This is a genomic window from Flavobacterium sp. FG139 (assembly GCF_057809695.1).
This window is the reverse complement of sequence record NZ_JBMDKL010000004.1, coordinates 229,421-255,865: the sequence shown is the minus strand read 5'-3', so window position 1 is coordinate 255,865 and position 26,445 is coordinate 229,421. Positions and strand designations below refer to the sequence as shown.

General features: G+C 36.0%; 17 protein-coding genes. 4 read left to right on the top strand and 13 right to left on the bottom strand.

All coding sequences use genetic code 11. The features are described from left to right. The 3 genes from ACODSI_RS05360 to ACODSI_RS05350 all read left to right on the top strand — a co-directional run. Window positions 1–926: T9SS type B sorting domain-containing protein (locus ACODSI_RS05360; protein ID WP_488915819.1), on the top strand; the 926-nt coding region annotated here is incomplete at its 5' end. Between the two features lie 5 nt (window positions 927–931). Then, window positions 932–1,933: a PorP/SprF family type IX secretion system membrane protein gene (locus ACODSI_RS05355; protein ID WP_488915818.1), complete on the top strand. Its 1,002-nt coding sequence runs from the start codon at window positions 932–934 to the stop codon at window positions 1,931–1,933. 45 nt (window positions 1,934–1,978) lie between these two features. Next, window positions 1,979–2,497, top strand: coding sequence for a gamma carbonic anhydrase family protein (locus ACODSI_RS05350; RefSeq protein WP_488915817.1), 519 nt, complete (start codon window positions 1,979–1,981; stop codon window positions 2,495–2,497). 123 nt (window positions 2,498–2,620) lie between these two features. Here ACODSI_RS05350 and ACODSI_RS05345 read toward each other — a convergent pair whose 3' ends face one another. Genes ACODSI_RS05345 through ACODSI_RS05335 form a run of 3 tightly spaced genes read right to left on the bottom strand, consistent with a single transcriptional unit; the run spans window position 2,621 to window position 5,585 of the window. Then, entirely contained in the window at window positions 2,621–3,538 is a 918-nt protein-coding gene (locus ACODSI_RS05345; RefSeq protein WP_488915816.1) for a geranylgeranylglycerol-phosphate geranylgeranyltransferase, read from the bottom strand. 9 nt (window positions 3,539–3,547) lie between these two features. Beyond that, on the bottom strand, window positions 3,548–4,486 hold the full coding sequence (locus ACODSI_RS05340; protein ID WP_488915815.1) for a mevalonate kinase family protein: 939 nt from the start codon (window positions 4,484–4,486) through the stop codon (window positions 3,548–3,550). Between the two features lie 7 nt (window positions 4,487–4,493). After that, the gene (locus ACODSI_RS05335; protein ID WP_488915814.1) at window positions 4,494–5,585 is read right to left on the bottom strand and encodes a diphosphomevalonate decarboxylase; all 1,092 of its coding nucleotides are present in this window, start codon (window positions 5,583–5,585) and stop codon (window positions 4,494–4,496) included. A gap of 82 nt (window positions 5,586–5,667) precedes the next feature. Here ACODSI_RS05335 and ACODSI_RS05330 point away from each other — a divergent pair, with 82 nt between their 5' ends. Then, on the top strand, window positions 5,668–6,144 hold the full coding sequence (locus ACODSI_RS05330; protein WP_488915813.1) for a TspO/MBR family protein: 477 nt from the start codon (window positions 5,668–5,670) through the stop codon (window positions 6,142–6,144). 53 nt (window positions 6,145–6,197) lie between these two features. Here the strand turns inward: ACODSI_RS05330 and ACODSI_RS05325 are convergent, their stop codons facing one another. The 10 genes from ACODSI_RS05325 to pgmB all read right to left on the bottom strand — a co-directional run bounded on the left by ACODSI_RS05325 (window position 6,198) and on the right by pgmB (window position 26,437). Then, window positions 6,198–10,274, bottom strand: a complete 4,077-nt coding sequence (locus tag ACODSI_RS05325) for a DUF7619 domain-containing protein (protein ID WP_488915812.1) — start codon at window positions 10,272–10,274, stop codon at window positions 6,198–6,200. 189 nt (window positions 10,275–10,463) lie between these two features. Beyond that, window positions 10,464–14,507: a DUF7619 domain-containing protein gene (locus ACODSI_RS05320; protein WP_488915811.1), complete on the bottom strand. Its 4,044-nt coding sequence runs from the start codon at window positions 14,505–14,507 to the stop codon at window positions 10,464–10,466. Between the two features lie 61 nt (window positions 14,508–14,568). After that, complete coding sequence (locus ACODSI_RS05315; RefSeq protein ID WP_488915810.1) at window positions 14,569–15,789, bottom strand: BaiN/RdsA family NAD(P)/FAD-dependent oxidoreductase; 1,221 nt, start codon at window positions 15,787–15,789, stop codon at window positions 14,569–14,571. Next, a complete protein-coding gene (locus ACODSI_RS05310; protein WP_488915809.1) occupies window positions 15,786–16,445 on the bottom strand; it encodes a glycerophosphodiester phosphodiesterase in 660 nt (219 codons plus the stop codon). The genes ACODSI_RS05315 and ACODSI_RS05310 overlap by 4 nt, the downstream gene beginning before the upstream one ends. Then, window positions 16,445–17,308: a cupin-like domain-containing protein gene (locus ACODSI_RS05305; protein ID WP_488915808.1), complete on the bottom strand. Its 864-nt coding sequence runs from the start codon at window positions 17,306–17,308 to the stop codon at window positions 16,445–16,447. Before ACODSI_RS05305 ends, ACODSI_RS05310 begins: the two co-directional genes overlap by 1 nt. A gap of 145 nt (window positions 17,309–17,453) precedes the next feature. Further along, the gene (locus ACODSI_RS05300) at window positions 17,454–19,106 is read right to left on the bottom strand and encodes an alpha-amylase family glycosyl hydrolase (protein WP_488915821.1); all 1,653 of its coding nucleotides are present in this window, start codon (window positions 19,104–19,106) and stop codon (window positions 17,454–17,456) included. Between the two features lie 6 nt (window positions 19,107–19,112). After that, window positions 19,113–21,476: a glycoside hydrolase family 31 protein gene (locus ACODSI_RS05295; RefSeq protein WP_488915807.1), complete on the bottom strand. Its 2,364-nt coding sequence runs from the start codon at window positions 21,474–21,476 to the stop codon at window positions 19,113–19,115. A gap of 11 nt (window positions 21,477–21,487) precedes the next feature. Next, entirely contained in the window at window positions 21,488–23,320 is a 1,833-nt protein-coding gene (locus ACODSI_RS05290) for a glycoside hydrolase family 13 protein (RefSeq protein WP_488915806.1), read from the bottom strand. A gap of 67 nt (window positions 23,321–23,387) precedes the next feature. Next, window positions 23,388–25,718 (bottom strand): glycoside hydrolase family 65 protein, encoded by a 2,331-nt coding sequence (locus ACODSI_RS05285; RefSeq protein ID WP_488915805.1) that lies wholly within the window; start codon window positions 25,716–25,718, stop codon window positions 23,388–23,390. 65 nt (window positions 25,719–25,783) lie between these two features. Beyond that, window positions 25,784–26,437: a beta-phosphoglucomutase gene (gene pgmB, locus ACODSI_RS05280; RefSeq protein ID WP_488915804.1), complete on the bottom strand. Its 654-nt coding sequence runs from the start codon at window positions 26,435–26,437 to the stop codon at window positions 25,784–25,786. Between the last annotated feature and the right edge of the window lie 8 nt (window positions 26,438–26,445).

Here is a 26,445-nt window from a genome sequence, read left to right as displayed (position 1 = left end):
TACCTAACTACCAAGCGCACACCCAAACGGTATGGATACGTGTGGAGAACAATGTTACACATTGTGCACGAATTGGATCATTCAACATTACCATTGAGCAAGAGCCACAACCGCTCATTACAGCAGATACCAATGTGATTTGTGTGGATTTCAATACGCATCAAGTAGTACGTGATTTAGTGCTTACGGCTACCAATACTACAGCGTATGTACCCGGAGTGGCAATACCGAATTACACCTACCAGTGGTTTGATGCTACAGGAGTGGCAATTCCAGGAGCAACAGGCAGTACCTTATTAGTAAATCAAACTTTTGCTGATAACATCAGTACGCATTTCAGTGTGGTGATGACCAGCACCAGTACACTAGGTTGTAGTGGTACCTCACCCGATTTTACAGTACTTCAATCGGGACAAGCCGTACCAATGCCAGCAGGAAGTTCGGGATATACTATTACTAATGCGTTTTCAGACAATCAAACCATTACGGTTACTGTGGATGGTTACGGAACGTACCTGTACAGTTTAGACGACGGACCACGACAAGCCAGCAATGTGTTTGAGAACGTACCTCTTGGAGCGCATTATGTTACGGTTTGGGATAGTGAAGGTGGCGTAGCCACTAGTTGTGATCCATTGATATTAACAGGAGTTCAAATTATTGATTATCCGCATTATTTTACACCAAATGGCGATGGAATACACGATACGTGGAATATTGTAGGATTGAGTACACAAATAAACGCAAAAATTTATATATTTGACCGCCAAGGAAAATTAATCAAACAAATCAGTCCGCAAAGCCAAGGTTGGGACGGAACTTATAATGGAAACCTAATGCCAGCAACAGATTACTGGTTTACCGTAGATTATAAAGAAGCAGATGCAATAAAACAATTTAAAGCCCATTTCTCATTAAAACGATAATAACAATGAAGTTTAGACATTTTTTTCTAGCGTTAGTAGTATTAATTACGACAAAATCTTTTTCACAAGAAATATTACCAGTATATTCGGATTATTTGTCCGATAATTATTTCTTATTGCATCCATCTATGGCAGGAGCTGCAAATTGTTCCAAATTGCGTCTTACCGCAAGACAACAATGGTTTGGTCAAACGGATGCACCAGCATTACAAACGGTGAGTTTCAATGGAAGCGTGTCAGAAAAAGACGGTATGGGTGTGATTTTGTTAAATGATAAAAACGGATATCACTCACAAAAGGGATTCAGAGTTGCTTATGCACACCACATTATGTTTTCTAGAGATAATGTAGATTTGAACCAATTGTCTTTTGGTATGAATGTAGGATTTGCTCAAAGTATATTGGATGAAACTGATTTCATGACGAACAATCCAAGTTATGATCCAATTATTGATGGAACGGTTGTTCAAAAAGCATCGTATTTCAATATGGATATTGGAGCATCTTATAACTTTTTAGATTTTTATGCGCATTTTACGGTAAAAAATGTATTGGCCAGTTCAAGAAATTTATATACCGCATATGAACCAGTTAACTTGAAAAGATTGGTTTATAATATGGGATATACTTTTGGTGATTCGGAAGGAATTTTGTTTGAACCTTCTATGATGTTTCAACATGTTTTTCAAACTAAAGAATCTACAGTAGATTTAAACTTGAAAGCTTATAAAACACTTGATTTTGGTAAGCTTTGGGGTGGATTATCTTACAGAAGAAGTCTAGATGGTGCAGAATATGTGGAAGGAAATGCTATTTCAACACAGAAGTTACAATATTTCACACCTATTTTAGGAGTTAATTATAAGAATTATATGTTTGCGTATACGTACTCACATTTGATGGGTAATGTTAAGTTTGATAATGGAGGTTTCCATCAAATTACTTTGGGGATTAACTTGTTTTGTAAACCTGAAAAATACCACTGTAATTGTCCTGCAGTTAATTAATAATACAATCCCGATACTAATCGGGATTCTTTTTTTAGAATAGTTATGATAATAAAATCGGTAAATGGCAAGACGCCAAAGATTCCAGAAGATTGTTATGTTGCTGAAAATGCAACCATTGTAGGAGATGTTGAATTTGGCGAGAATTGCAGTGTGTGGTTTAATGCCGTAGTTAGAGGTGACGTGCATTATATTAAAATAGGGAATAAAGTTAATATTCAAGACGGTGCTATTATTCATGCTACTTATCAAAAACATCCAACGAATATTGGAAATAATGTTTCTATTGGCCACAATGCCATTGTTCATGGTTGTACACTTCATGATAATGTGCTGATTGGAATGGGCGCTATTGTGATGGATAATTGTGTGGTGGAAAGCAATTCAATTGTAGCCGCTGGTTCGGTGGTTACGCAGAATACCGTTGTACCTTCTGGAACGATTTATGCTGGAATACCTGCTAAGAAAGTGAAAGATATTGATGCTTCCGATTTTGCTGGAGAAATAGAACGTATTTCTAACAATTATGTGATGTATTCGGGTTGGTTTAAAGAAGAGAAGTAGTGTTGGGCTACTAATTTTTATCCAATAGATTACTAAATAGCCCTGATGGGAGCGGCATCCCGATGCTTCGGGATATAGCGTACAGCAGGAATAAGGATGACAACAATTACTACTGATTCGCTTCTAAATACTCAGAATACTTCTTCCATGAATTAAGACCTTTGGGTCTATTAATACAATACAAAATACCCCAGAGACAATCAGAAATTTGAGGATATTGTGCAGTTGAAGGTATTGTATTTTGGTGTTGGCTTTCCACAAAAGAAGTAAAAAGAAAATTAAGATAATGAGACTTACGTAAAAGTAAATGTCCATATACCCTACATCGAAAGTTTCTACTAAAAGATAGACTGGCAAAACGGTCAAAACCGTGAGAAGTGTGATGGTCTTTTTTGCAAATACTTCACCATATTTTACAGGAATTGTTTGATATCCGTTGGCAATATCGCCTTTAATATTCTCTAAATCTTTAATTATTTCTCGAATTAAAAGAAGTAAACATAAGAAAGAGGCATGCGCAAATATTTGTGGATACAGGTTTTTGTAGTATAAAAGTATGGCAAAGAAAGGTAATACGGCAAGCAATGAAGCGGTCAGATTGCCTATGATTGGGTATTTTTTTAATTTGTGGGAATAAAACCAAATTAGAAAAATGTATACCGAAAAATACAATACGGCTCTAAACGATAGCAAAAGCGCTAATAAAACGACTACAAAATTTATAGTAAAATATACTTGAAGCTTGGTTCGTTGGCTAACTAATCGGTCGATTTTAGATTTGTTTGGACGATTGATTAAGTCTTTTTTGCTGTCGTAAAAATTATTGATAATATAACCAGAAGCAATGGTTAAACTTGAAGCGACAACAATAATGAAAAGATTAAAATCGAGTATAACCGTAAGTGCTCTTTTTTCATGAGCCATTATGAAAATTGCCGATAAATACTGTGCTAAGGCAATTATTGGGATGTTGTAGCCACGTACCACAGAAAACATACTGATGATTTTCAGAATGGTAAGTTTGGATTGTCTGCTCAACATAGTTATAAGTTAAAACTGGTATACAACTTCTAACTTATAGTCTTTCAAAGATTGTTTTGCTTTTTCTAAATCTTCCGTAAAACCAAGAATATAACCGCCGCCGCCAGAACCGCAAAGTTTTAAGTAGTAATCGTTAGTGTCAATTCCTTTTTGCCATATTCCGTGAAATTGTTCTGGAATCATAGGTTTGAAGTTGTTTAATACTACTTTTGACAGCTTTTTAGTGTTGGAAAATAACGATTTTTTATCACCACCAAGAAAGTTTTCTACACACAAATCGGTGTATTTTACAAATTGGTTTTTTAACATGGTACGGAAACCTTGATCTTTTAAGTTTTCCATAAAGATATTTACCATTGGAGCCGTTTCGCCTACAATTCCGGAGTCTAACAAAAATACGGCGCCTTTACCTTCGGTACTTTGAGATGGTATTCCAGTAGCTTCAATATTATCTTTAGAATTGATAAGAATCGGAATGCTTAAATAACTGTTTAACGGATCCAAACCAGAGCTTTTTCCATGGAAAAAAGATTCCATTTGAGAGAAAATTGTTTTCAATTGAAGCAATTTTTCTCGGGTTAAGTTTTCTAAAACCGTGATTTTGTCATGAGCATATTTGTCGTAAATAGCAGCTACCAAAGCACCACTACTTCCAACGCCATAGCCTTGTGGGATGCTCGAATCAAAATACATGCCTCGGGCAACATCCGATTTTAAAAGGTCAAGATTAAAAGTTACTAATTCAGGTTGTTCGTTTTGTAATTGCTCTAAATAAGTTACAAATCGTTGTAAACTTTCATTAGATTTTATTGCTTCTTCTGTTGGATTTTCATCTACTTTTAAAGCGCCATTATAGAAGTTATAAGGAATGGATAATCCTTTAGAATCTTTGATAATACCATATTCTCCGAAGAGTAATATTTTAGAGTAAAATAAGGGTCCTTTCATATCTTTTTTAATTGACAATTAACAATTGACTTCCAAAACCAATTTCATCACAAATATACTGACCATTTTGACAATAGCCAACTAATTCGTCTTTAATAAATTGCAAAGTTTCAACGCTAACGTTTTCGGGATACAAAACATGTACGTTTGCTCCGGCATCAAGTGTGAAACATACTGGAATTTTTGTGTCATTTCTGAATTTCCATATGCGGTTGATGATTTCCAAAGTATTGGGTTTCATCAAAATAAAATACGGCATTGAGGTCATCATCATAGCGTGTAAAGTCAAGGCTTCACTTTCTACAATTTGAATAAATTGCTCTAAGTTGCCGTTTTCTAAAACGTTTTTAATAGCAGATAAATTGTAATGAGCTTGTAAAAAACGCTGTTCTGCAAATGGATGATTGTGCATTAAATCATGTCCAACCGTACTTGATACTTGTTTTTCGCCTTTATCAACCAATAAAATGGTGTCTTGGTAATTCTTAAAATTGGAATGCACTTTAAACGGAAATTCAACTCCAATTAAATCGGAACTGCTCTCAATTTCTGCATGATTTCCCCAAACCACAATGTTGCCTTTTATACTTCTGCAAGCGCTTCCAGATCCTAAACGCGCTAAGAAAGACGCTTTTTGATTGAAGAAATCGTCACTCATGTTTGGATTTAGTTCTTTTTCCAAACTCATAATATTCACAGCCAAAGCAGCCATTCCTGAAGCAGAAGATGCTATTCCTGAACTGTGAGGGAAGGTGTTTTGAGTATCAATGGTGAAATGATAGTTTTTCAAATACGGGCAGTAGATTTCAATTCGTTCAAAAAACTTTTGAATTTTAGGTTTAAAATCTTCTTTGGGTTTTCCTTCAAATAATAAATCAAAAGAAAAATTACCGTTATTTTCTTTTAGTGAAAAAGCTAATCTAGTTATGGTTTTGCATTGGTTTAATGTAAAACTAATGGAAGGATTAGCAGGAATTTGATTGGCTTTTTTGCCCCAATATTTTACTAAAGCAATGTTACTTGGTGCGCTCCATTGAAAACTACCTTTATTGATTGTTGTGTTATTTGGATGAAAAATAAAATCTTTTTCAGTTAGCATAAACTTAATTTTAGACAAAGATACTTATTTTAGAAAAAATCAAATCATTTTGTTTACTACATTTGTAAAAAAAATAAACAAAATGCAAAAGATTTTAAGAATTGCTTTGGTCTTAATGACGTGTTTGGTGGTAGGTTATTTATCCGGAATGGTAACTCGTGAGAGTATAACCACTTGGTATCCCACTTTAGTAAAACCAGTTTTTAATCCGCCCAATTGGATATTTGCACCGGTATGGACGACCTTATATATCATGATGGGATTGGCTGGTGGTTTAGTTTGGAACAAAATGGATACTAATGAAAAAGCGGTGAAAACAGCCTTTAAATATTTCATATTTCAATTAGCGCTTAATGCAGCATGGTCGTTTATTTTCTTTTACTTGCACAATCTATTCTTGGCATTAATTGAATTAATTCTGCTATGGCTAATGATTTTTGAAGTGTACAATCAATTTAAAAAAATCGATAAAAGAGCAGGAATGTTGCTAATTCCTTACCTGCTTTGGGTAGGATTTGCAGGAGTTTTGAACTTTAGCATTTGGTGGCTAAACCGATAAAAAAATCCCGAGAAGTAAAACTCGGGATTTTTTTTTGAGGTAAATTTTAATTGTTAATTGATGACTAATTTCTTGGTCAATTTTAAATTGCTGTCTGTAGTAACTTCTAGTAAATAAACTCCTTTAGACAAATCAGATACATCAATAGTTAATTCATTAGAAGCACTGTTTTTAATTACTTTAATTGATTTCCCTAAAACATCATAAATGGTAATGTTTTGGATGCTTTCTGTAGTATGTTGTAAGCTAATTTGAACAAATGAATTGGCCGGATTTGGATACACTACAAAGTTGTCACTATTGAAAGTGGTGTTTGCAAGAGCGGCCAAAAATTCGGTATGAAAGGTATTTGTAATTACTGGCGCGTTATTGTCAAAATAGATGGAAGCTGTATTTGGGATGATATCACCGGCTGCAAATCCTGGCCTTAATTTTACTTTGAACGTAACATATCCTTTACATAAATCGGCATTTTCTAAATAACTAGGCAATTGAATGTAATTGAAGTTCCAAGTAATTTTGTTGTTTACACGTTCCATAATGTAGTTGTGACTAGCACTAACCACTCGAATGCTTTGCTCGTCAATTTTAGCATCTAAAAAGTCTTCAATTCTCACGTTTATTGCATTTGCAGTTCCATTATTTTGGAATCGTATCGTATAATATAAATACTCATTTTGACTGAATTGGCTAAATTGAATTTTTTCACCATGCGATTCCATTTTGTCATTTGGATCATACGATGCCACCACAACTTGTGTGCTTGAATGAGAATTATTATTCAAATTAATATCATTTGAAGCTGCAGTAATAGTTGATGAATTGGTTAATAAAGTGCCTAATGCAACCGTTGGAGGTACATTCATAGTTACATAAATGTATCGGGTTTCATAAGGTGCTAAACCAGAAAAATTATAGGTAAATCCGTTAGTATTAGCAATGGTTCCGGTTTGAGAGATATTGCTTATGGTAACATTTGGATCTTTAGTGAACGAAAGTGTTCCTGAAGTAGCCACAATTCCCAAATTTTTATACACTAATTTATTTACATAACTAAACCCAGGTCTTGGAACTCCAACAGGTACAATCGTTACGCTAACATCGTTAAATCCTTGTGTTAATGTAATTGGGAAATACAATGTTTGTGTGCCGCTTCCAACAGGAATATTGATGTTGTCATAATTTACAGTTCCTAAGGTATAATAAGGTGCATATTCGGTGTCAATCACATATCCAAAGTCATAAACATTAGCCGGATTTGAATCATAAACAGTATAGGTTCCAAACGGAGACGAAATGTTTGTAGTGCTTCCAGTATTGTTTTGTAATGATGTGAAAGAGCCGTAAGTAAAATTAACTTCATTAGTGTCTTTAATGCCATTTCCATTTTCATCAATAAAGGCAACTAACTCAATTTTGTCAGAACATTCTGGTGGTCCAGAGGCAAATGTTCCTGCTTCAATAAATACCGCCGAGTCAAAAGCCGAATCGTTTCTATCGGCAATAACCAATTTGATATGATAATTGTGATTCGGGATAATATTTGATGAAGCCGTCATTTTAACGGTTTGACCATTAAAATTGGTCGAAGCTCCATTAGCTGCTGCTGTTGGAGGAGCTGTGTAGCTGTCAAAGAACGCTGGATTAGCCGAACCGCAAGAAGTGTTGTTTACTCCATTTCTTATAGTTACTACAGAAACTGGAGTTGTGGTGCCTGGTATCACTGCTAAATTAGTAGTAGTACCAGTATCTAAATCGGTTAAGAAGAAGGCAAAAGCATCGGTGTAATCACACTGGAATGTTCCATATTCATCTGAAGCAAATAAGAAATTAAAACTCATGTATGAATTCAAACTTGAGAAATCAAATTCCAAAACACTAGCATTGTTATAGCTGGATAATGCAGGGTCAATTCCTAATCCTTGAATATAATTAAATAATTGAGCATCTCCTGGCCAACTTGAGTTTCCATCACTTAATGTAGTAGTATTTGGACCATGCGCATTTAAGGCATTTCCGGTAGAAAGAATTAATCCAGAAGAAATAGGAAATAATGGATTGGTGTTGGTAAAATAACCAATTCCGGTCGCCATGCCATAATTGTTTCCAGAAACGGATGAAATATTTGAAACGTTTATACACGGATTGTTAATCAGTACATTAGTCACTAATTGATTAATTGAATATTGTGTAGTGTTGGTTACAATGGGTTGCGAAGTTACAAATGGTGCAAAAGTGATAACATTCGACCAAGAACTTGTTTCAGTTGCTGAACAAACTGCTCTAACATAGAAAGCATAACTAGTGCCTGTTGTTAAACCAGTTGCCTGATAGGAATTTGTAGGGGTTAAAACTCCAGTAGATGTTGTAGTAGGTGCAGGAGAACCTGATGGAACCAAATAGACTTCCCATTGTGAAACAGAACCATTTTGAACCCAACTGATGTTAGCGCTGGTTGCCGTTAGCGAATTTACAACCACATTAGTGGGAGCAAAGCAATTTGTTGAAAAAGTAGTAAATGTAGCCACAGATGACCAAAGACTAGAATCGTTTGTGCCACATATTGATTTTATATACACTTTATAGGCAGTTGAATACAATAATCCAGTGATTTGAAATGGATTTGAAGAAGTTACTGTTCCGTTGTCTGTTTGAAGAGGAGCTGGACTACTTGCTGGTAATACGAGTACTTCCCATTGTGTAGCGTTTCCATTTTCCGTCCAACTCACAGTGGCATTGGTACCTGTGATTGCTGTTACAAGTGGGCTTGTAGGTTTTGGGCAGGTTGACGGCATCAAACATTCTACATTGGCATTCCATCCTGTTTTGTTTACCGAACTGTCACTTCTAAATCTAAAAGTTAAACAACCACTTGTGTCAGATGATGTAAATGGACCAGGGATTGCTGTACCCCAGAATCCTCCTGGTAATCCTCCAGGAACACTTCCGGCAGGATTAGCACTCGCAATTTGAGGAGCAGTTATAGACGTTCCATCATAAACATATAAAGCATCCCATGATGTTTCAGTGTCAAATGTTGAAAAAGTTACGGTTACTTGTTCTCCTGGTGTTTGAGGGCAAACCGTTACAGTCGAATCGGTACCATTAAAATAGTTGGAATTCAATCCACCATTATCCAAAAATTGACCTCCACATACTGGTGTTGTTAAAGGTGGTGGTACAGTTGCAATCGATGATAACACCGCCCAAGAGCTGTACGCACCATTTCCACAAACTGACCGAACATATAAATTATAGACAACGCCAGAAGTTAGTCCTGATGCAGTATAGCTATTGGTGTTAACAAGTATTCCAGTTGCAGGTATAGTTGTAATTGAGTTTGGCTGAATAGCCACTTCCCACGAAGTGATACTTGGGTTTGAAGCCCATGAAAATGTTGCCTCTGTTTGCGTGATGTTTGAAGCTACTACTTGTGTAGGAGCAGCACACGAAGGTGTTGTGTAAACAAATGGATTTGACCAAGTACTTATATCGGTTGAAGAGCACAAAGCACGAACATATACGTTATAAACCGTGCCTTGCGTTAAATTGGATACCACAAGCGGACTTGAAGTTGCAATAATTCCTGCTGAAGTAGCAGTTGGGGTGCTTCCCGATTGTAAAACCAATACTTCCCATTGTGTGGCTGTTCCAGTTTCGATCCAGTTAACATTGATACTTGTATTGGAATTGCTTGTGGCAAGAACATTATTTGGAGAAGGACAAGTTACCGGTGTTGGAATACTACAGTTTACATTGGCTATCCAACCAAGTTGCTGAACGGAATTGTCGGAAGTAAATACAAAGGTTAAACATCCTGATGCAGAAGTTGCGGTAACAGTACCAGGACTTGTAGTTCCGGTATAATTACCAATCAATGGGGCTGTTGCATCGGCACCATCATAAATTTTTAAAAAATCAAAATTAGATTCAATGCTGAAAGAAGTAAATGTAACAGAAACAACTTCACCTGGATTGTTTGGGCACATTAAAGTTGTAATTGATTCATTGTTTTGATAGGTTCCGCTAGTGCCACCGGAGTCGGTAAAAGTAGTGCCACACTGAGAATATCCTGAAAAAATAGACGTAAAAACTACCGCCAAAAGCGATAAGAGTAATTGTTTTTTCATGTTTGGTTGATTTATAGTGTTTCAAATATACATTGATTTTTAATAACTTAAGACTTTTTTAAGTGATTTTTTTTGTAAGAAGTTTCCAAAATGTTACATGGTGTTGAATTTTAAACTACTTTATTGATAAATTAAAAAAAAATCCCAACGTTTTAGGTTGGGATTTGGTTTTTAGATTAGCTTTTATCGTTATTCGATTACTAATTTTTTGTTTTGTTTTAAGCCATTTTCTGTAGTGATTTCAACTAAATAAATGCCTTTTGATACATCAGAAACATCCACATTCATTTCATTTACAGCAGATGTTTTAACTTCTTTAATGGTTTTACCAAGCATATCAGTTATTGAAATTTTACCAATAGTTTCTCCAGTATTGCCCAATTTAATAGTTACAAAACTAGTTGCTGGATTTGGGAATAATAAGAAATTTTGACTGTTAAAATTCTCATTTGCCAGAGCAGCTACAAACAACGTATTAAAAGTATTGGTAACTATGGCAGGATTGCTATCAAAATAAATTGAAGCTGTATTTGGAATTACATCTCCAACAACAAATCCTGGACGTGCTTTAATTTTGAAAAACACATAACCCATACTTCCATTAGCATCTACTGATGATGGTGGGAGTTGAATATTTTTAAAGTCCCAAGTAAGGTTATTGTTTACTCTATCCATTATATAATTATGACTTGAACTAATCATTCTAATGCTGGTTTCATCCAATTTAGCATCTAAGATATCTTCAATTCGTACATCAATTGCATTGGCTGTTCCATTGTTTTGGAAACGAATCGTGTAATACAAATAATCATTTTGAGTAAATTGATTGATTTGAATTTTATCCCCATGTGATTCCATTTTATCATTTGGATCATATGAGTTCACTACAATTTGAGAATTGGAATACGTATTGTTTGTCAAATTGATATCATTGGCTGGAGCCGAAATCGATGCTGAATCCGTAAGTATGTCATTTAAATTTACAGTCGGACTAGCAGGAACACTCATCGTAACATAAATGGTTCTCGATTCGTTTGGTAATAAATTGGTAAAGGCATAAGTAAATCCTGTGGCAGTTGCTACTGTTCCTGTTTGCGAAATACTAGAAATAGTGGTTGGTGTTGGTTTTGTAAAAGTTAAAGTACCGTCGGTAGCCGCAAGTCCAATGTTTCGGTATACAACTTTATTAGTGTATGTTAATCCTGGTCTTGGTGGGCTTAAAGCAACAATAGAAACCGTTACATCATTATATGTTTGCGTTAGTGTTACTGGGAAATATAAAATTTGAGTACCACTTCCAACAGGTATATTTAAGTCGTTGTAATTGGTTGCGCTTAAAGTATAATAAGGTAAGTATTCAGGCTGAATAGTATAGCTAAAATCGTATGTGTTATTTGGGTTTGCATCGTATAATGAATATCTACCGAAAGGAGAATAAACACTAGTACTCACACCTGAATTATTTTGATCATAAACAAATGAACCATTAGCGAACAAACTTTCATTAGCGTCTTTAATACCATTATTATTGTCGTCAACAAAGGCTACTAGCATAATTCGGTCTAAACTAGGTGCGCATGTTACGCTAGCGTTCCAACCAGGGTTATTTACAGACGCATCGCTTTTAAATCTAAACGTTAAACATCCGCTTGGATCAGATGATGTAAATGGACCAGGAATTGTAGTTCCCCAAAATCCTCCAGAAACATTTGGTAAAGTATAGGCAGGTCCATTCGCACTTTGAATTTGAGGAGAAGCGGTAGAGTTACCATCGTACACATACAAAGCGTCCCAATTGGCTTCAGTGTTAAATGAATTGAAAGTTACTGTTACTACTTCGCTCGGATTAGTTGGACAAATTGTAATAGTTTCATCAGTATTATTATTGTAATTGGCATTAAGACCACCATTATCAACATAATTACCACCACAAACAGGTGGTGCTGTTTGAGTAGTAACAGTAGGTCCAAAAGTACAAAGGCTAATATCAGTAGCAGAGCACAATGATCTAACATAAAAGTTGTAGCATGTACCAGGTGTCAAACCTGAAAAAACAAAAGGATTACTAGTAGTTACTGTTCCAATAGAATTCGTGTTTGGAGCTGGTGATCCACAAGGTACTGCAAAAACTTCCCATGAAGTAGCAGATCCAACTTCTGTCCAACTTAATGCTAACGATGTAGATGTTACCATTGATGTTACTAAAGCAGTTGGTTTCGGACAAGTTGGTGGTGGTGCACATGTTACGTTTGCTGTCCATCCAGAAAAGTTTACGGAACCATCGCTTCTAAATCTAAAAGTTAAACAGCCATCAGCACTAGACGAAGTGAACGGTCCAGGAATTGTGGATCCCCAAAATGAACCAGGTAATCCACCAGGTACACTTCCACCAGGATTTGTACTTGCAATTTGAGGAGAAGTTATTGAACTTCCATCAAAAACATATAAACCATCAAAAGCAGTTTCTGTGTTAAATGTAGTAAAAGTAACTGTTACTATTTCACCTGGAGTTATAGGACAAATGGTGACTGTAGAGTCGGTATTGTTTGCGAAGTTTGCATTTGGTCCGCCTGGATCAGTAAAAGTACCACCACAAACAGGTGGTGCTACAAGAGTTGTAGTTGTTGGACCAAAAGTACAAACGCTAATATCAGTAGCAGAGCATAATGATCTAACATAAAAAGTATAACAAGTTGCAGGTGTTAATCCAGTAAAAACATATGGATTGCTATTTGTTATAGTTCCAACAGTAGTAGCGGTAGGAGCTGGTGATCCACAAGGTACTGCAAAAACTTCCCATGAAGTAGCAGATCCGGCTTCTGTCCAACTTAATGTTGACGATGTTGATGTTACCATTGATGTTACTAATGCAGTTGGTTTCGGACAAGTTGGAGGTGGTGCACAAGTTACATTGGCAGTCCAACCAGCAAGGTTTACAGAAGAATCACTTCTAAATCTAAAAGTCAAACAGCCATCGGCACTAGATGAAGTGAACGGACCAGGAATAGTAGTTCCCCAAAATGCTCCAGGCAAAGCTCCAGGGATATTTCCAGCAGCATTTGTACTTGATATTTGCGTAGCAGCAATTGAATTTCCATCGTAAACATACAATCCATCCCAAGTAGCTTCAGTATTAAAAGTAGTAAAAGTTACTGTTACTTTATCACCTGCTACAGAAGGACAAATAGTAACGGTTGAGTCGGTATTGTTTGCATAATTGGCCGAATCACCTCCCGGATCAGTAAAGGTACTTCCACATCCTGTAGTTGGAGTCGTTGAAGGTAATGTTGTAAATGCATAAGCCGGAGACCAAGTGCTAGTTAAAGTAGAAGAACAAATAGATCTTACATAAACATTGTAACAAGTTGCAGCGTTTAGACCACTAGATAGAAAGCTGTTGGTAGTAGCTAAAGTACCCGAATTATTAGGAGTTGGAGTCGTAGAATTACATGGTAAAACCAAAACTTCATAACCATTTACACCAGATTGAGCAGCCCAATTAATCGTAGCGCTAGTAGTAGTAATATTACCAACCGAAATGTTATTTGGAGTAGTACAATTGGTTGCAGTTCCTTGTACTATAAAAGTATATGTGGCATAATTGCTAAAAGCACCATTACACATTGTTCTTACAGTTGCTGTATAAACCCCAGGTGCTAATCCGCTTAAAGTGTATTGAGGCGTTGTTAACAAAATTGGATTTGGAGTAAAAGATTGTGGACTCACAGTAAGTTCCCAAGGACCATTTCCTTGATTTGGATCTATCCAACTTAAAACAGTTGTCGTATTGTTGGTGTTTGATGAGAATTGAACAGGCGCTAAACAATTAGGCGATGCTATACAATCTAAATAGGCTTCCCAACCCGTACTGTTACCAGTAGCATCCGAATTGAAAACAAAAGTCAAACAACTGCCCGGAGTACTTGAAGTTAAAGACATTTGTTGCGGACTTGTACTTGTAATGGTAGCTAATAATGGTGCGGTAGGATTATCGCCATCATACACATAAAGCACATCATTGCCGTCAATTGCAATGTTGTTAAAACTAACAATAAGTGTTGAATTTGGTGAATCAGGGCAAAATGTTGTTGAGTCATTTGCAGAATCACTGTAATTTCCATTGGCACCTCCATTGTCATAAAATATTTGACCGCAACCCATAGTTTGCGCATGACTCAGAAGTGTTGAGCCCCAAAAAAGTGCAAAAAAAGTTAAAAGTAATTGTTTTTTCATGTTTGTTTGATTTTTAGCAAATCAAATATACATTGATTTTTAATAACTTATATGCAAAGTATTAAAATTTTTTAACAATTGTTTCACTTATAATGAATCCGCCTGTCCAAGCATTTTGAAAATTAAACCCACCAGTAATAGCGTCTATATTCAGAATTTCTCCAGCAAAATAAAGATTTTCGTGCAGTTTGCTTTCCATCGTTTTGAAATTAATTTCTTTCAAATCAATGCCACCAGCGGTTACAAATTCTTCTTTAAAAGTGCTTTTTCCATTCACTTGAAACTCGCCTTGGGTCAATTGATGAGCTAAATTTTGAAGTTGTTTTTTAGATAAATCGGCCCACTTGGTTTCTTCGGAAATCTCAGCAGCAAAAACCAAATTTTCCCACAATCGATTCGGAAAAGGAAAGGGTGATTTTTTGAAAACAATTTTTTTAGAATGTTCTAATTTGAGTTCTTTGAGTATTTCTTCTGTTTCCTCAAAAGTGGTGTCGTTCAACCAATTTACAAGTATTGCGAATTGGTAATTTTTGCCAAATAATTCTCGTGCTCCCCAAGCTGAAAGTCTCAATATTCCGGGTCCGCTCATACCCCAATGGGTAATTAATAAAGGTCCAGATGCCTCGAGCTTCGAGTTTTTTACTTTCACAGACGCTAATGCCGTAACGCCCATTAAATCTTTGATGCGTTTGTCTTTGATGTTGAATGTAAATAGGGAAGGAACCGGAGGAATAACGGTGTGACCAATTGCAGCCAAAAGTTCCCAAATTTTAGGATTGCTTCCCGATGACATAATCAATTGCTGACACGAAAACGTTTCGTGATTGGTTTCCACTTTCCAATAATTTTCTCCTTTAAAAATGGAATGTACGCTTTGACTGGTTAGAATGTCAATTCCGAGTTTTTGCGTGGCAGATAAAAAGCAGTCAATGATGGTTTGCGACGTATTGGAAACCGGAAACATCCGGCCATCATCTTCAATTTTTAATTCGACACCATGTTTTTCAAACCATTCGATGGTATCTCCTGAACAAAATTGATGAAACGGACCACGAAGTTCTTTTTCACCTCGAGGATAAAATTTTACCAAATCATTTGGAACAAAACAGGCATGTGTTACATTACATCGTCCGCCACCAGAAATTCTAACTTTGGACAATACTTCTTTACCACGTTCTAAAATGGCAACTTTTACCTTCGGATTTTTCTCCACGATATTTATAGCCGTAAAAAAACCTGCTGCACCGCCACCTACTATTACAATATCGTATTTTGAATTCATATGTTATCTGGAAAATCTGAAATGATACCATCCACTTCTAATGATTTTACAAATATAAGGTCTTCTTCAGAATTTACCGTCCAAGGATAGATTTTAAATCCTTTTTTACGAATCAATTGGGTGTTTTCGGGATTCAATAATTTGAAATAAGGATTTATAGAATAACAAGTATTCTTTTCTGCAAAAGCCAATGCTTTTTCAATAGAATCTTCAGTTAAAACACCTGTTAGAATAGCTGAATTTGTTCTAGAAACTTCTTCTAACACTTCCCAATTAAAACTGGAAATTTGAAACTGAGCATAGTCCCAATGTTGATTAGAAACATAACCTTCAATCATTCTAATCACCTCTTGCGTGGCTTTCGGCTCTTTAATTTCAATATTGACGATGCATTTTCGGTCAATTAAATCCAATACATTTTCTAAAGTTGGTACACCCATTTGATTCAACTCAAACGCTGTATATTCTGTCACAAGACCAGTTTTGGTTGTTGTTCTAGTAACGGTGTCGTCATGAATAACCATAACTACTTTGTCAGAACTCAAATGAACATCCAATTCAACGGCATCAACGTTAAGAGTTAATGCTTTTTCAAAAGAAGCTAAGGTATTTTCTGCCACATATCCTTTGGCGCCACGATGTCCAATTTTGATCATTATTTCAATAAGGCGTTGGTTCGTCTAATCGATTCTTCATCTTTATAATCTAACCAAGCTTGGCCTTTTCTTTTGCGCATCCAATTGTCATAATGACGAATGATGGCTACGTTGGCAAAGCCTTTTATTAAATTGCTTGGACGACCTGCTAACGAGCGTAAACTTAGAGAAAAGCCAGGAGTCAAATATTTCATATAATGCCACCAACCTTCGGGCATGTAAAGCATTTCGCCATGTTGTAGATTGGTAATGTAGGGTTTAACGTTTTTAAGTGCTGGAAATTTTTCGTAATCGGGATTGTCAAAATCAATGTCTTCGTTGCAAATCCATGAATAGGGTAGGCGGTACATGTATTTGGTTTCCTTTGGGTCAACCAAAACACATTGTTTCTTTCCGGCAAAATGAATGTGAAAAATATTAGGAAAATCGATGTCATAATGCATGAAAACTTTGGCATTTTCACCTCCAAAAAAGACTAAAGGTAAACTTTTTAGCAACCGAAGTCCTAAATTAGGCCATTTCATATCGGATTTCATCGAAGGTACATCTTTCATCAAATTGTAGAGAAAAATGCGTAAATCGGTCGGACCTTTTTCTAAAATATCGATGTATTCCGACATCGTCATGGTAAAATCGGGTTCGTTTACTTTTTTAGTATAATCGGTTTTCCGACTATCATACAGCGGAACGGTTTTATCGCCTGCAACTTCTCTTAAAAAATCAAAATCCCATTTGGTAAATGCTGGCCAATCTTCTATTTGATTGGTGATTACGACTGGTTTTTGTGGTTTGTAATAGTTCTTTATAAACTCTTCTTTGGTAAGTTTTTCAACTCGTTCTATTTCGATGTATTCAAATGCCATAAATAGTATTGTTGAATTAATTAGTATTAAAAGGTTAGACTAAAGATACTATTTTATACTTAGCCATTGTATTAATTAACATATTTACAACAAAAAAATTGCCCTTTTGAGGCAATTTAATTTAGTTTTAGAATGATTTGTTTTTTTATAATTTCTCTAATAAAAGTATAGAACTGTTGGTGTTAATACTAATTTTGCCGTCTTTAACCACAGTGGTTTGACCAGAATAAGTGTCTTTTATTTTTGTCCCGTTTTTGAAGATGGTTCCCACAGAAATTTCTTTGTTACCAAGGGGTAAATCTAAACCAATTACTACATTGTCGGTGAATTTTTCAGTGGTATAGGTTCGGCTAAAAACATAAGGCATAGCCGAAATTTGGGTATGAACCCCAGCACCAACAGCAGGATGATTTTTTCTAAAATTTCCTAATTTTTGCCAATGTTCTAATACCGCTTGTGTATAGTTGTCTTTAGAAACCGCATTCCAATTCATAAAAGAACGCAACGTAGCATCGCCTTGAGTACCTGTAATATCTAATGAACGGGCACTTTCATCACCATAATATACTTGAGAAATTCCAGGAGCTAAAAGCAATTTTGTACCACTTTCAAATGGTTTTTCACGTTTTTTGTCAAAAGGCCATCCATCATCGTGCGACGAAACATAGTTCATTACGGTATTGCCTTTTAAATCGTTGTTTAATATCTTAGAATATTTAGAAAATAATGCTTCATAGTCCATTTTGGCTTCATTTCTAAAATCGAAGTTGATTAAACCGGTAAAACCATTTTCAAAATAATTTACTTTTTTATCGCCAAAATCATAGAATTTTTTAGCTCCAATATTGTAACCATACACTTCACCAACGGTAAAAAACGGATTGTTATCCAAAACTTTCTTCGGATTTTTCTTTTTGAAATCGGCAAAGGCCATATCACATACTTTTTTGAAATCAGCCCAAACGTCTTCTTTAACATGTTTGGCCGTATCCACACGATAACCATCAATGCCATAATTTCTAATGTAATCAGAGAGCCATTTCATGATGTAGTATTTTGGCGCACGAGGATAGCCCGTTTTAGCAAAAAATTCATCCAATTCTTTGATTTCCTTTTCGTAGCGTCCTTCTTTTTTCCATTTTTCTACTAAAAATGGTGGTAGTGCCACCGCCTCATTACTTTCAGTTTTTACGTCTGGAAGATTGTCTACCAATGTACAATTGATGTAAGTGTCATACGATTGGTAGGTGCATTTCGGTGACGTTCGAACCCAGTCATTAGGATATACCGAATCTTCTGCTGTGACTGGACCAGTGTGGTTAATTACCGCATCTAACATAATTCGGATTCCTTTAGCATGGGCTTTTTCAACCAATTCGGCTAAATCTTTTTTGGTTCCGTAACTCGGGTCTAAGGTACTCCAATCGCGTGTCCAATACCCATGAAAACCATACGTTAAACCGGTTCCTTCATCTACGGCATCGTGAATTTGTTCTACAATTGGCGTCATCCAAATAACTGTTATGCCCAATTTAGTGAAATATCCTTCGTCCAATTTCTGAATCACACCACGAATGTCACCACCTTCAAAATCGCGTAATTTTCCAGTCTCTTTATTGCGGTTAAAGGTATGGTCATTGGTTTTATTACCGTTGTTAAATCGGTCGGTTACTAAAAAATACACATTAGCATTTTCCCAAACAAAAGGTGCTTTTGGACTGGTAACGGTTTTCTTTTGTGCAAACGATGTTCCACCAATGATGAGTGCTATTGCAAGGAGAGTATTTATTTTTTTAATCATGATTTAGTATTCAATTTTAATGATTGGATTAGAGTCTTTACTCCAAGTTACAGGAATTTGCAATGGGTTGGTAAAGGTTTTGTAAAATTGTTCTTGACCATTTACAAAAATGCGTTTCGGTTGAATATTGTGAATAAAAAGAGCTACATTTTTGTCGGTTGCAGTGTAATTTTTACCTATTTCTTCCGTCAATTTGATAGTCAATGATTTTTTGGTATTGGTGCTGTTAAAATTCAGGATTTCATAGGCTCCTTTTTCGTAAGCATTGGCTGTAAGGCCGTTGTCGTTATATACTTTACCTGATGAATAGACTACAGTTTCATCAAAATAATAATGTAAATCGAAAGTGTCTAAAGAATATTTAGTCGTGTTTTGAATGGTTTTTATCATGGGTATAAAAGCACCACCGCGAACAAATACTGGAAGGTGATCTTCAACAACATCTACTGTTGATGTAGTTCCAGCAACATACTTTTTGTCGGAATAGAAATCAAACCAATTGTTGCTTTTTGGAAAGTAAATTGAAGTTGAGGTTACCGCTGGTTTAGTAATTGGTGTTACTAAGAAATCATTACCCCACAGATAGGTTTCACTCTTTTTCTGCAATACCAAATTGTTGGGTTCTTCAAAAAATAAAGGGCGCATTAAAGGCGTTCCTTTTTGATTGTTATCAAAAGACAAGGTGTAGTTATAAGGTAGTAATTGGTAGCGTAATTCTACTAATTTTTTGGCTTTTGCTCTAGTAACAATATCTTTATTAGCGACTTCAGAAGCGACTTCTTCTTGAGCATGTGGACGGAAAATCGGGTTAAAAACACCATATTGCAACCAGCGTAAATACAATTCGTTATCAAAATAATCGCCTGCAAAGCCACCCAAATCGGAGTGCATATAACCCAAACCTTGCATGCCCATTTGTAGCGCAATTTCCATCTGACTTTGCAATCCGCCCCAAGAACGGTTCACGTCACCGCTCCACGGAATCATTCCGAAGCGCTGTGAACCCGAATATCCTGAGCGCATCAAGATGAATGGACGTGTTTCTGAAAAATCTTTTTGATATCCTTCGGCAATTAATTTGGCCCAATTGTGTCCGTAAACGTTATGAATGTCATCGGCTTTTCCTCCAGCAGTCAGAGTTTTTGATGGAAAAACTTCGGGTTCACCCAAGTCACCCCAAAGTCCGCTAACGCCTTGATTGATGAGTCTTTTGTAAATATTCCAAAACCAGTCTTTTCCTTGCGGTTTGAACACATCAACAATTCCAGTGTTTCCAAAATAGAAATCCCAAGTAGCCGGTTTACCCTCTTTGGTGGTTGCTAATACATTTTTGGAGACAGTTTCTTGCCATTTAGACGATGTGGTTAAAATGAAAGGCTCGGTAATGACTATTGTTTTGACTCCTTTTGCGTTTAAATCGGCTATCATTTTATCCGGATTTGGGAAATTATCTTTATCCCATTCCAGATTTCCCATGGTGCCTTTAATACTTTTTCCAAACCAATACAAATCGAGGATGACACCATCAACCGGAATTTGGTTTTCTTCAAATTTGCGAATGGTTTTCTCTACTTCTTCTTGTGAATGATACCCAAAACGAGAAGAGAAATTCCCTAATGCCCATCGAGGTGGCAAAGGCTGTTTTCCGGTTAAGTCGGTATAATTTGAAATCAAATCGGTCCACGAATCACCCACCACAACTTGATAGGTTTTTCTGCCTGAAATCGTTTCGTAGGCTAACGTATTGTTCTTTTTAGAATCTAAATCCAAGTATCCTATTGCAGCATTATCAAAATGAACGGCGTACATTTTTGAAGATAAAACTAACGGAATACAGAAGTTCATCAATTCGGCATGCGTTTCGTAGCCATAATGAGCACGGTTGTACAATTGCAAACGATTGCCGCGACGGTTCATTCCTAACGCTCTCGCACCACCGCCATATAGCACTTCGGCAGAATCGATTTTGAAATCGATAGTTTCGGTAGAGTCTTTTTTGGTGTATCCGTTTTTTTCAGACAAAAAGAATACTCCATTCTTTACATAAGAAATTCTAAAAGGCGCCTTGTCAATAATTACGGTAATGCCATTAGTGTAAAGCATTAATGAATTGGTGCCTTTGGTGAATTTAGTTTTCACTTTTTCAGGTACTTTTACAACAGCTTCCGATTTGGCATTGAAGGTCTCTCCATTGGGTACAAACGAAGTTTCAATGATTTTGTCCGAGTAAGGTTTGATGCGATAAGCACCATCATTTGTTTTAATTTCTAACAAGTTGTTTTTCCAGGTATGCGAAACGTATTTTCGATTTGCATTTTGAGCAAATGAAAAGGTGGTGATGAATAGTAAAACAAGTAGTTTTTTCATGCGTTAATTTCTTATTTTAATTCTAATACTAAAACTGATTTGCCTTCCAATTCAAAGTCATTTTTTAAATCGACCGTTTTGCCTGAAATTACATCAGTACCAGATGCATAATTTTTAATATTTTCTTTGAAACGATTGATTTGCAATTTGTGCTTTTCGGTATCATTGTTCACGACTACCATTACGGTTTCTGTATCGTTGTAACGGAAATAGACGTAGACATTGTTTTCAGGAATGTAGTGGGTCATTTTTCCGGTATGAATCACTTCTTTAGTTTTTCTCCACGTGAATAATTTAGCGGTATAATCAAAGAATTTTTGTTGTTCAGCAGTTCTTCCAGAAGCAGTAAAAGCATTGTTGGTATCGCCATTCCATCCACCTGGGAAATCTCTTCGAATGTCGCCATCGCCTTTTCCTTTGTCGCCGGCCATTGCAATTTCTGAACCATAGTACAATTGCGGAATTCCTCTAACGGTAGCAATCAATGCCATTGCGATTTTGTATTTGTTGAAATCATTTTTATACGATTCATTCAAGCGATTGGTATCGTGATTTTCGGCAAAGATTAAAATATTATTGATGTTTGGGTATAGAAAATCGTTGGTAAAATTATCATAGATTTTGATCATTCCTTTGTCCCAAGTTGCTTTATCTTCATTAAGCACGCCACCATTAATAGCATCAAATAAAGTAAAATCCATGACACTCGGTAAGTTCGAATTGAAGCTTTCAATAGCACCAATTTTACTGTCTTTTTGCCAATAAGCCATTTGGGCTTGACTGTGCATCCAAACTTCACCTACAATATTAAAATGAGGATATTCATCGGTAATTGCTTTGGTCCATTTAGAAATTCCTTCTTTGTCATTGTACGAATAGGTGTCTACTCTAAAACCATCCAAATCGGCATATTCAATCCACCAAAGTGCATTCTGTATCAAATAATTTAAGACTAACGGATTGGATTGATTCAAGTCGGGCATGGATTTCACAAACCATCCGTCCATACAGTTTTTAGCATCTATTGCCGAAGCATTGGTGTCAAATTGAGTGCTCATTCGGTAGTTGGTTTGACCATATCCCGGAAATTGGTGCAACCAATCATACGTTGGTAAATCGTTCATCATCCAATGTTTGTATCCCCAATGATTGGTTACATAATCCATGATGTTTTTCATACCGCGTTTGTGCAATTCAGCACTTAAACGAAGATACTCTTCATTGGTTCCGAAACGAGAATCTATTTTGTACAAATCCGATTGACCGTAGGTGTGATATGAACCTCTTTCGTCATTGTCTTCACATAAGGGTGTTGGCCAAACGGCTGTGGCACCTAATTCTTTTAAGTAATCCAAATGTTGAATAATGCCTTCAATATCGCCACCATGTCTGCCGTTTACATTAGCTCGGTTGGCTTTCTCGATGGTTTCTGTTGTACTGTCGTTGTTGGGATTTCCGTTAGCAAAACGATCGGACATGATCAGGTAAATCATGTCTGAACTGTCGTAGCTTTTACGGTAACGAGAATTTTCTTTGCGAGATTTAAGAGTGTAATTTTGAGTAAACGATTTGTTTTTATTTTTAAAAGTAAAAACCAAATCTTGAGCTGCTATATTTTTGGTATCGATAGTAACAAAAACGTAGTTTGGGTTTTCGGTTTTTTGAATCGATTTGATGATAATTCCATTAGAAACAGTCACTTCATTTTGGGCGATGTTTTTCCCGTAGAACATTATTTGTACATCAGAATGTTGCATATCGCTCCACCAAAAAGGCGGTTCAACTCGATCAATTTGAGCGAAAGAAATAGAAGAAACTAGCAAAAAGAATAGTATTTTTTTCATTGGTTTATATTTAAAAAAACCCTTTCAGAGTTAAAAATGCTGAAAGGGTTATATTAATTTTTTTGTTTTATACCGTTACCAAACTATTTGGCTCAACTAAAACTTCTTTTCCGTTAACAAAAACAGTAATTTGCTTCGCCAGTTCGCTATTGCTCGTGTCTTTAGTACTTTCTAATGAAAAAGTGGTTTCATTTTGATGTACAGAAACTTTCAAAATTTGATGTCTAAAATTGATTTTGAACGAATACCCATCCCAGTCTTTTGGAATTCTTGGTTCGAAATGTAAGGTGTTATTTTTAACACGCATTCCGCCAAAACCTTCCACAATGCTCATCCAAGTTCCAGCCATTGAGGTAATGTGACAGCCTTCTTCTACTTCTTTGTTATAATCATCTAAATCCAAACGAGACGTTCTCAAATAAAAGGTATACGCCTGTTCCATTCGACCCAAAGTAGCCGCTTGAATCGAGTGAACGCACGGAGAAAGCGAACTTTCATGAACAGTAAAAGGCTCGTAAAAATCGAAATGTTTTTCTAGCTGTTCTTTGGTAAAATGATCTTCAAAGAAATAAAAGCCTTGTAGCGTGTCGGCTTGTTTGATGTAGGGTGAACGCAAAATTCGATCCCACGACCATTTTTGGTTGATTGGGCGTTGACTTTTGTCTAAATCGTGTACTTTGATTAATTCTTTGTCTAAGAAGCCGTCTTGTTGTAAGTATACACCATGTTTTTCAGAATACGGAAAGTACATATTGTCGGCTACTGCTTTCCAATGTGCAATTTCGGCATCATCCAGATTCACTTTACTCATAATTCGAGCATAATCGGAAGTGTATTCTTTTTCAACTTTGTTGATTTGTTCGATGGCATAATCAATACACCACTTGGCAATGTAATTCGTATAGAAATTATTATTGACGTTGTTTTCGTATTCATTTGGACCAGTAACTCCTAGAATTACATATTGATTTCTGTAGGTAGAGTAGGTCGCTCTTTGGTGCCAAAAACGAGCAATTCCAATCAGTACTTCCAATCCTTTTTCTGGAATGTACGAGTAGTCGCCAGTAAATCGGTAGTAGTTAAAAATGGCAAAAGCGATAGCACCATTTCTGTGAATTTCTTCAAACGTAATTTCCCATTCGTTATGACATTCTTCTCCATTCATAGTCACCATTGGATACAAAGCTGCACCGTTTTTAAAACCTAATTTAGCGGCATTTTCAATGGCTTTATCCAATTGATTGTATCGATAAGCTAATAGATTTCGAGCCACTTGTTGGTCTTTGGTTGCCATATAAAATGGAATGCAATACGCTTCGGTATCCCAATAGGTAGAACCGCCGTATTTTTCTCCAGTAAATCCTTTTGGACCAATGTTTAGACGAGAATCTTTACCTAAATAGGTTTGATTCAATTGGAAGATATTGAAACGAATTCCTTGTTGCGCTTTAACGTCGCCATCGATAGTAATATCGCTCATTTCCCAAATTTTAGCCCAAGCCTGAATTTGATTTTCTAACAATTGGTCGTAACCTATTTCCATTCCTTTGGCAATTACCTTTGCTGCGGCATCTTGGGTATTGTGATGATTCATTGAAACGGTGTAACCACCTAATTTTTGAATGGATGAGGTTTCTCCTTTGGCAACCGCCACTTCATAAGTAAACTGAATTTTATTGGAAGAAGCCTCTATATTAGTTGGAGTAACTTTTAAATCCGTTCCGTTTAACAAAATTGTATTTTGCATGAACGTGGTTGCTGTAAAATGTGTTTTGAAAGTTCTTGCGGTTACAAAAGCTTCATTATTATGGTTGGAAACGGCTAATGGCTCCCAAAATTTTTCTTCCCAGTTGGCATCTTCGTTTTGAACACCAGCATCAACATAGGGTTTGTAAATTATTTTAGCATCTCCATTCAATGGGGTAATTTCATAATTGATTACTCCTAATTCGTCTAAATCTAGAGAAAGAAAACGACAAACGTTTACGGCAATTTCAGTTCCGTTTTGTAATGTGGCATTGAAAGAACGATTGTACAAACCTTCTTTCATGTTCAATTCGCGTTTGAAATTAGAAACCGATTTACATTGGGCCAAATCTAGAACTTCTCCATTAATTTCAATGTTAATGCCAATCCAACTTGGGGCGTTCAATACTTTGGCAAAATATTCTGGATAGCCATTTTTCCACCAGCCCACTTTGGTTTTGTCTGGGTAATAAATTCCGGCAATATAGCTTCCTTGAAACGTTTTGCCTGAATAGTATTCTTCAAAATTGGCACGTTGACCCATAGCACCGTTTCCGATACTGAATAAACTTTCTGATGACTTTACTCGTTCTACATCAAATCCTTCTTCAATGATCGACCAGTTGTCTGGTTTTATATAATCTTGGTTCATTTTTATTTTTTTTAAAAAAGTTTCAAGTTTCAGGTTATGTCAAATTTGAAACCTGAAACGAAAAATTAATTTATCAGTGATTCGATAAAAGAAACATCAATAAATGTAAAATCTTTAAATATATATTTTGCTTCGTGTAGAATTTTTTCGTCTCCAATTCCTACACTGGTCATGTTAGCAATATTGGCCGCTTGAATTCCGGCAACAGAATCTTCAAATACTATTGAATTTTCGTTTGAAACATTCAAAAGTTGGGCTGCTCTTAAGAAAACTTCTGGATCTGGCTTGGCATTGGAAACATCATTTCCATCTACAATAGCATCAAACAAATGCAGGATTCCAGTTTTTTCTAAAATTGGCCGTGCATTCTTGCTGGCAGAACCTAAAGCTATCAGTTGATTGTGGTCTTTTAAATAGTGTAAAACAGGAAGTACTCCTGGTAAAATTTCACTTTCATCCATATCCACTAAATAGGATAAGTATTCTTCATTTTTTTGGATGAGCCATTTGTTTTTATCTTCTTGAGAGGCTTGGATGTTTCCAAGTTCTAAGATGATCTCAAGAGAGCGAACACGGCTTACTCCTTTTAATTCTTCGTTGTGTTCGGGTGTAAATTCGATGCCAAGTTGGTTGGCTAATTTTTGCCATGCTAAAAAATGATATTTGGCGGTGTCAACAATTACTCCATCAAGGTCGAATAGGAATGCTTTTTTATTCATTTAATTTT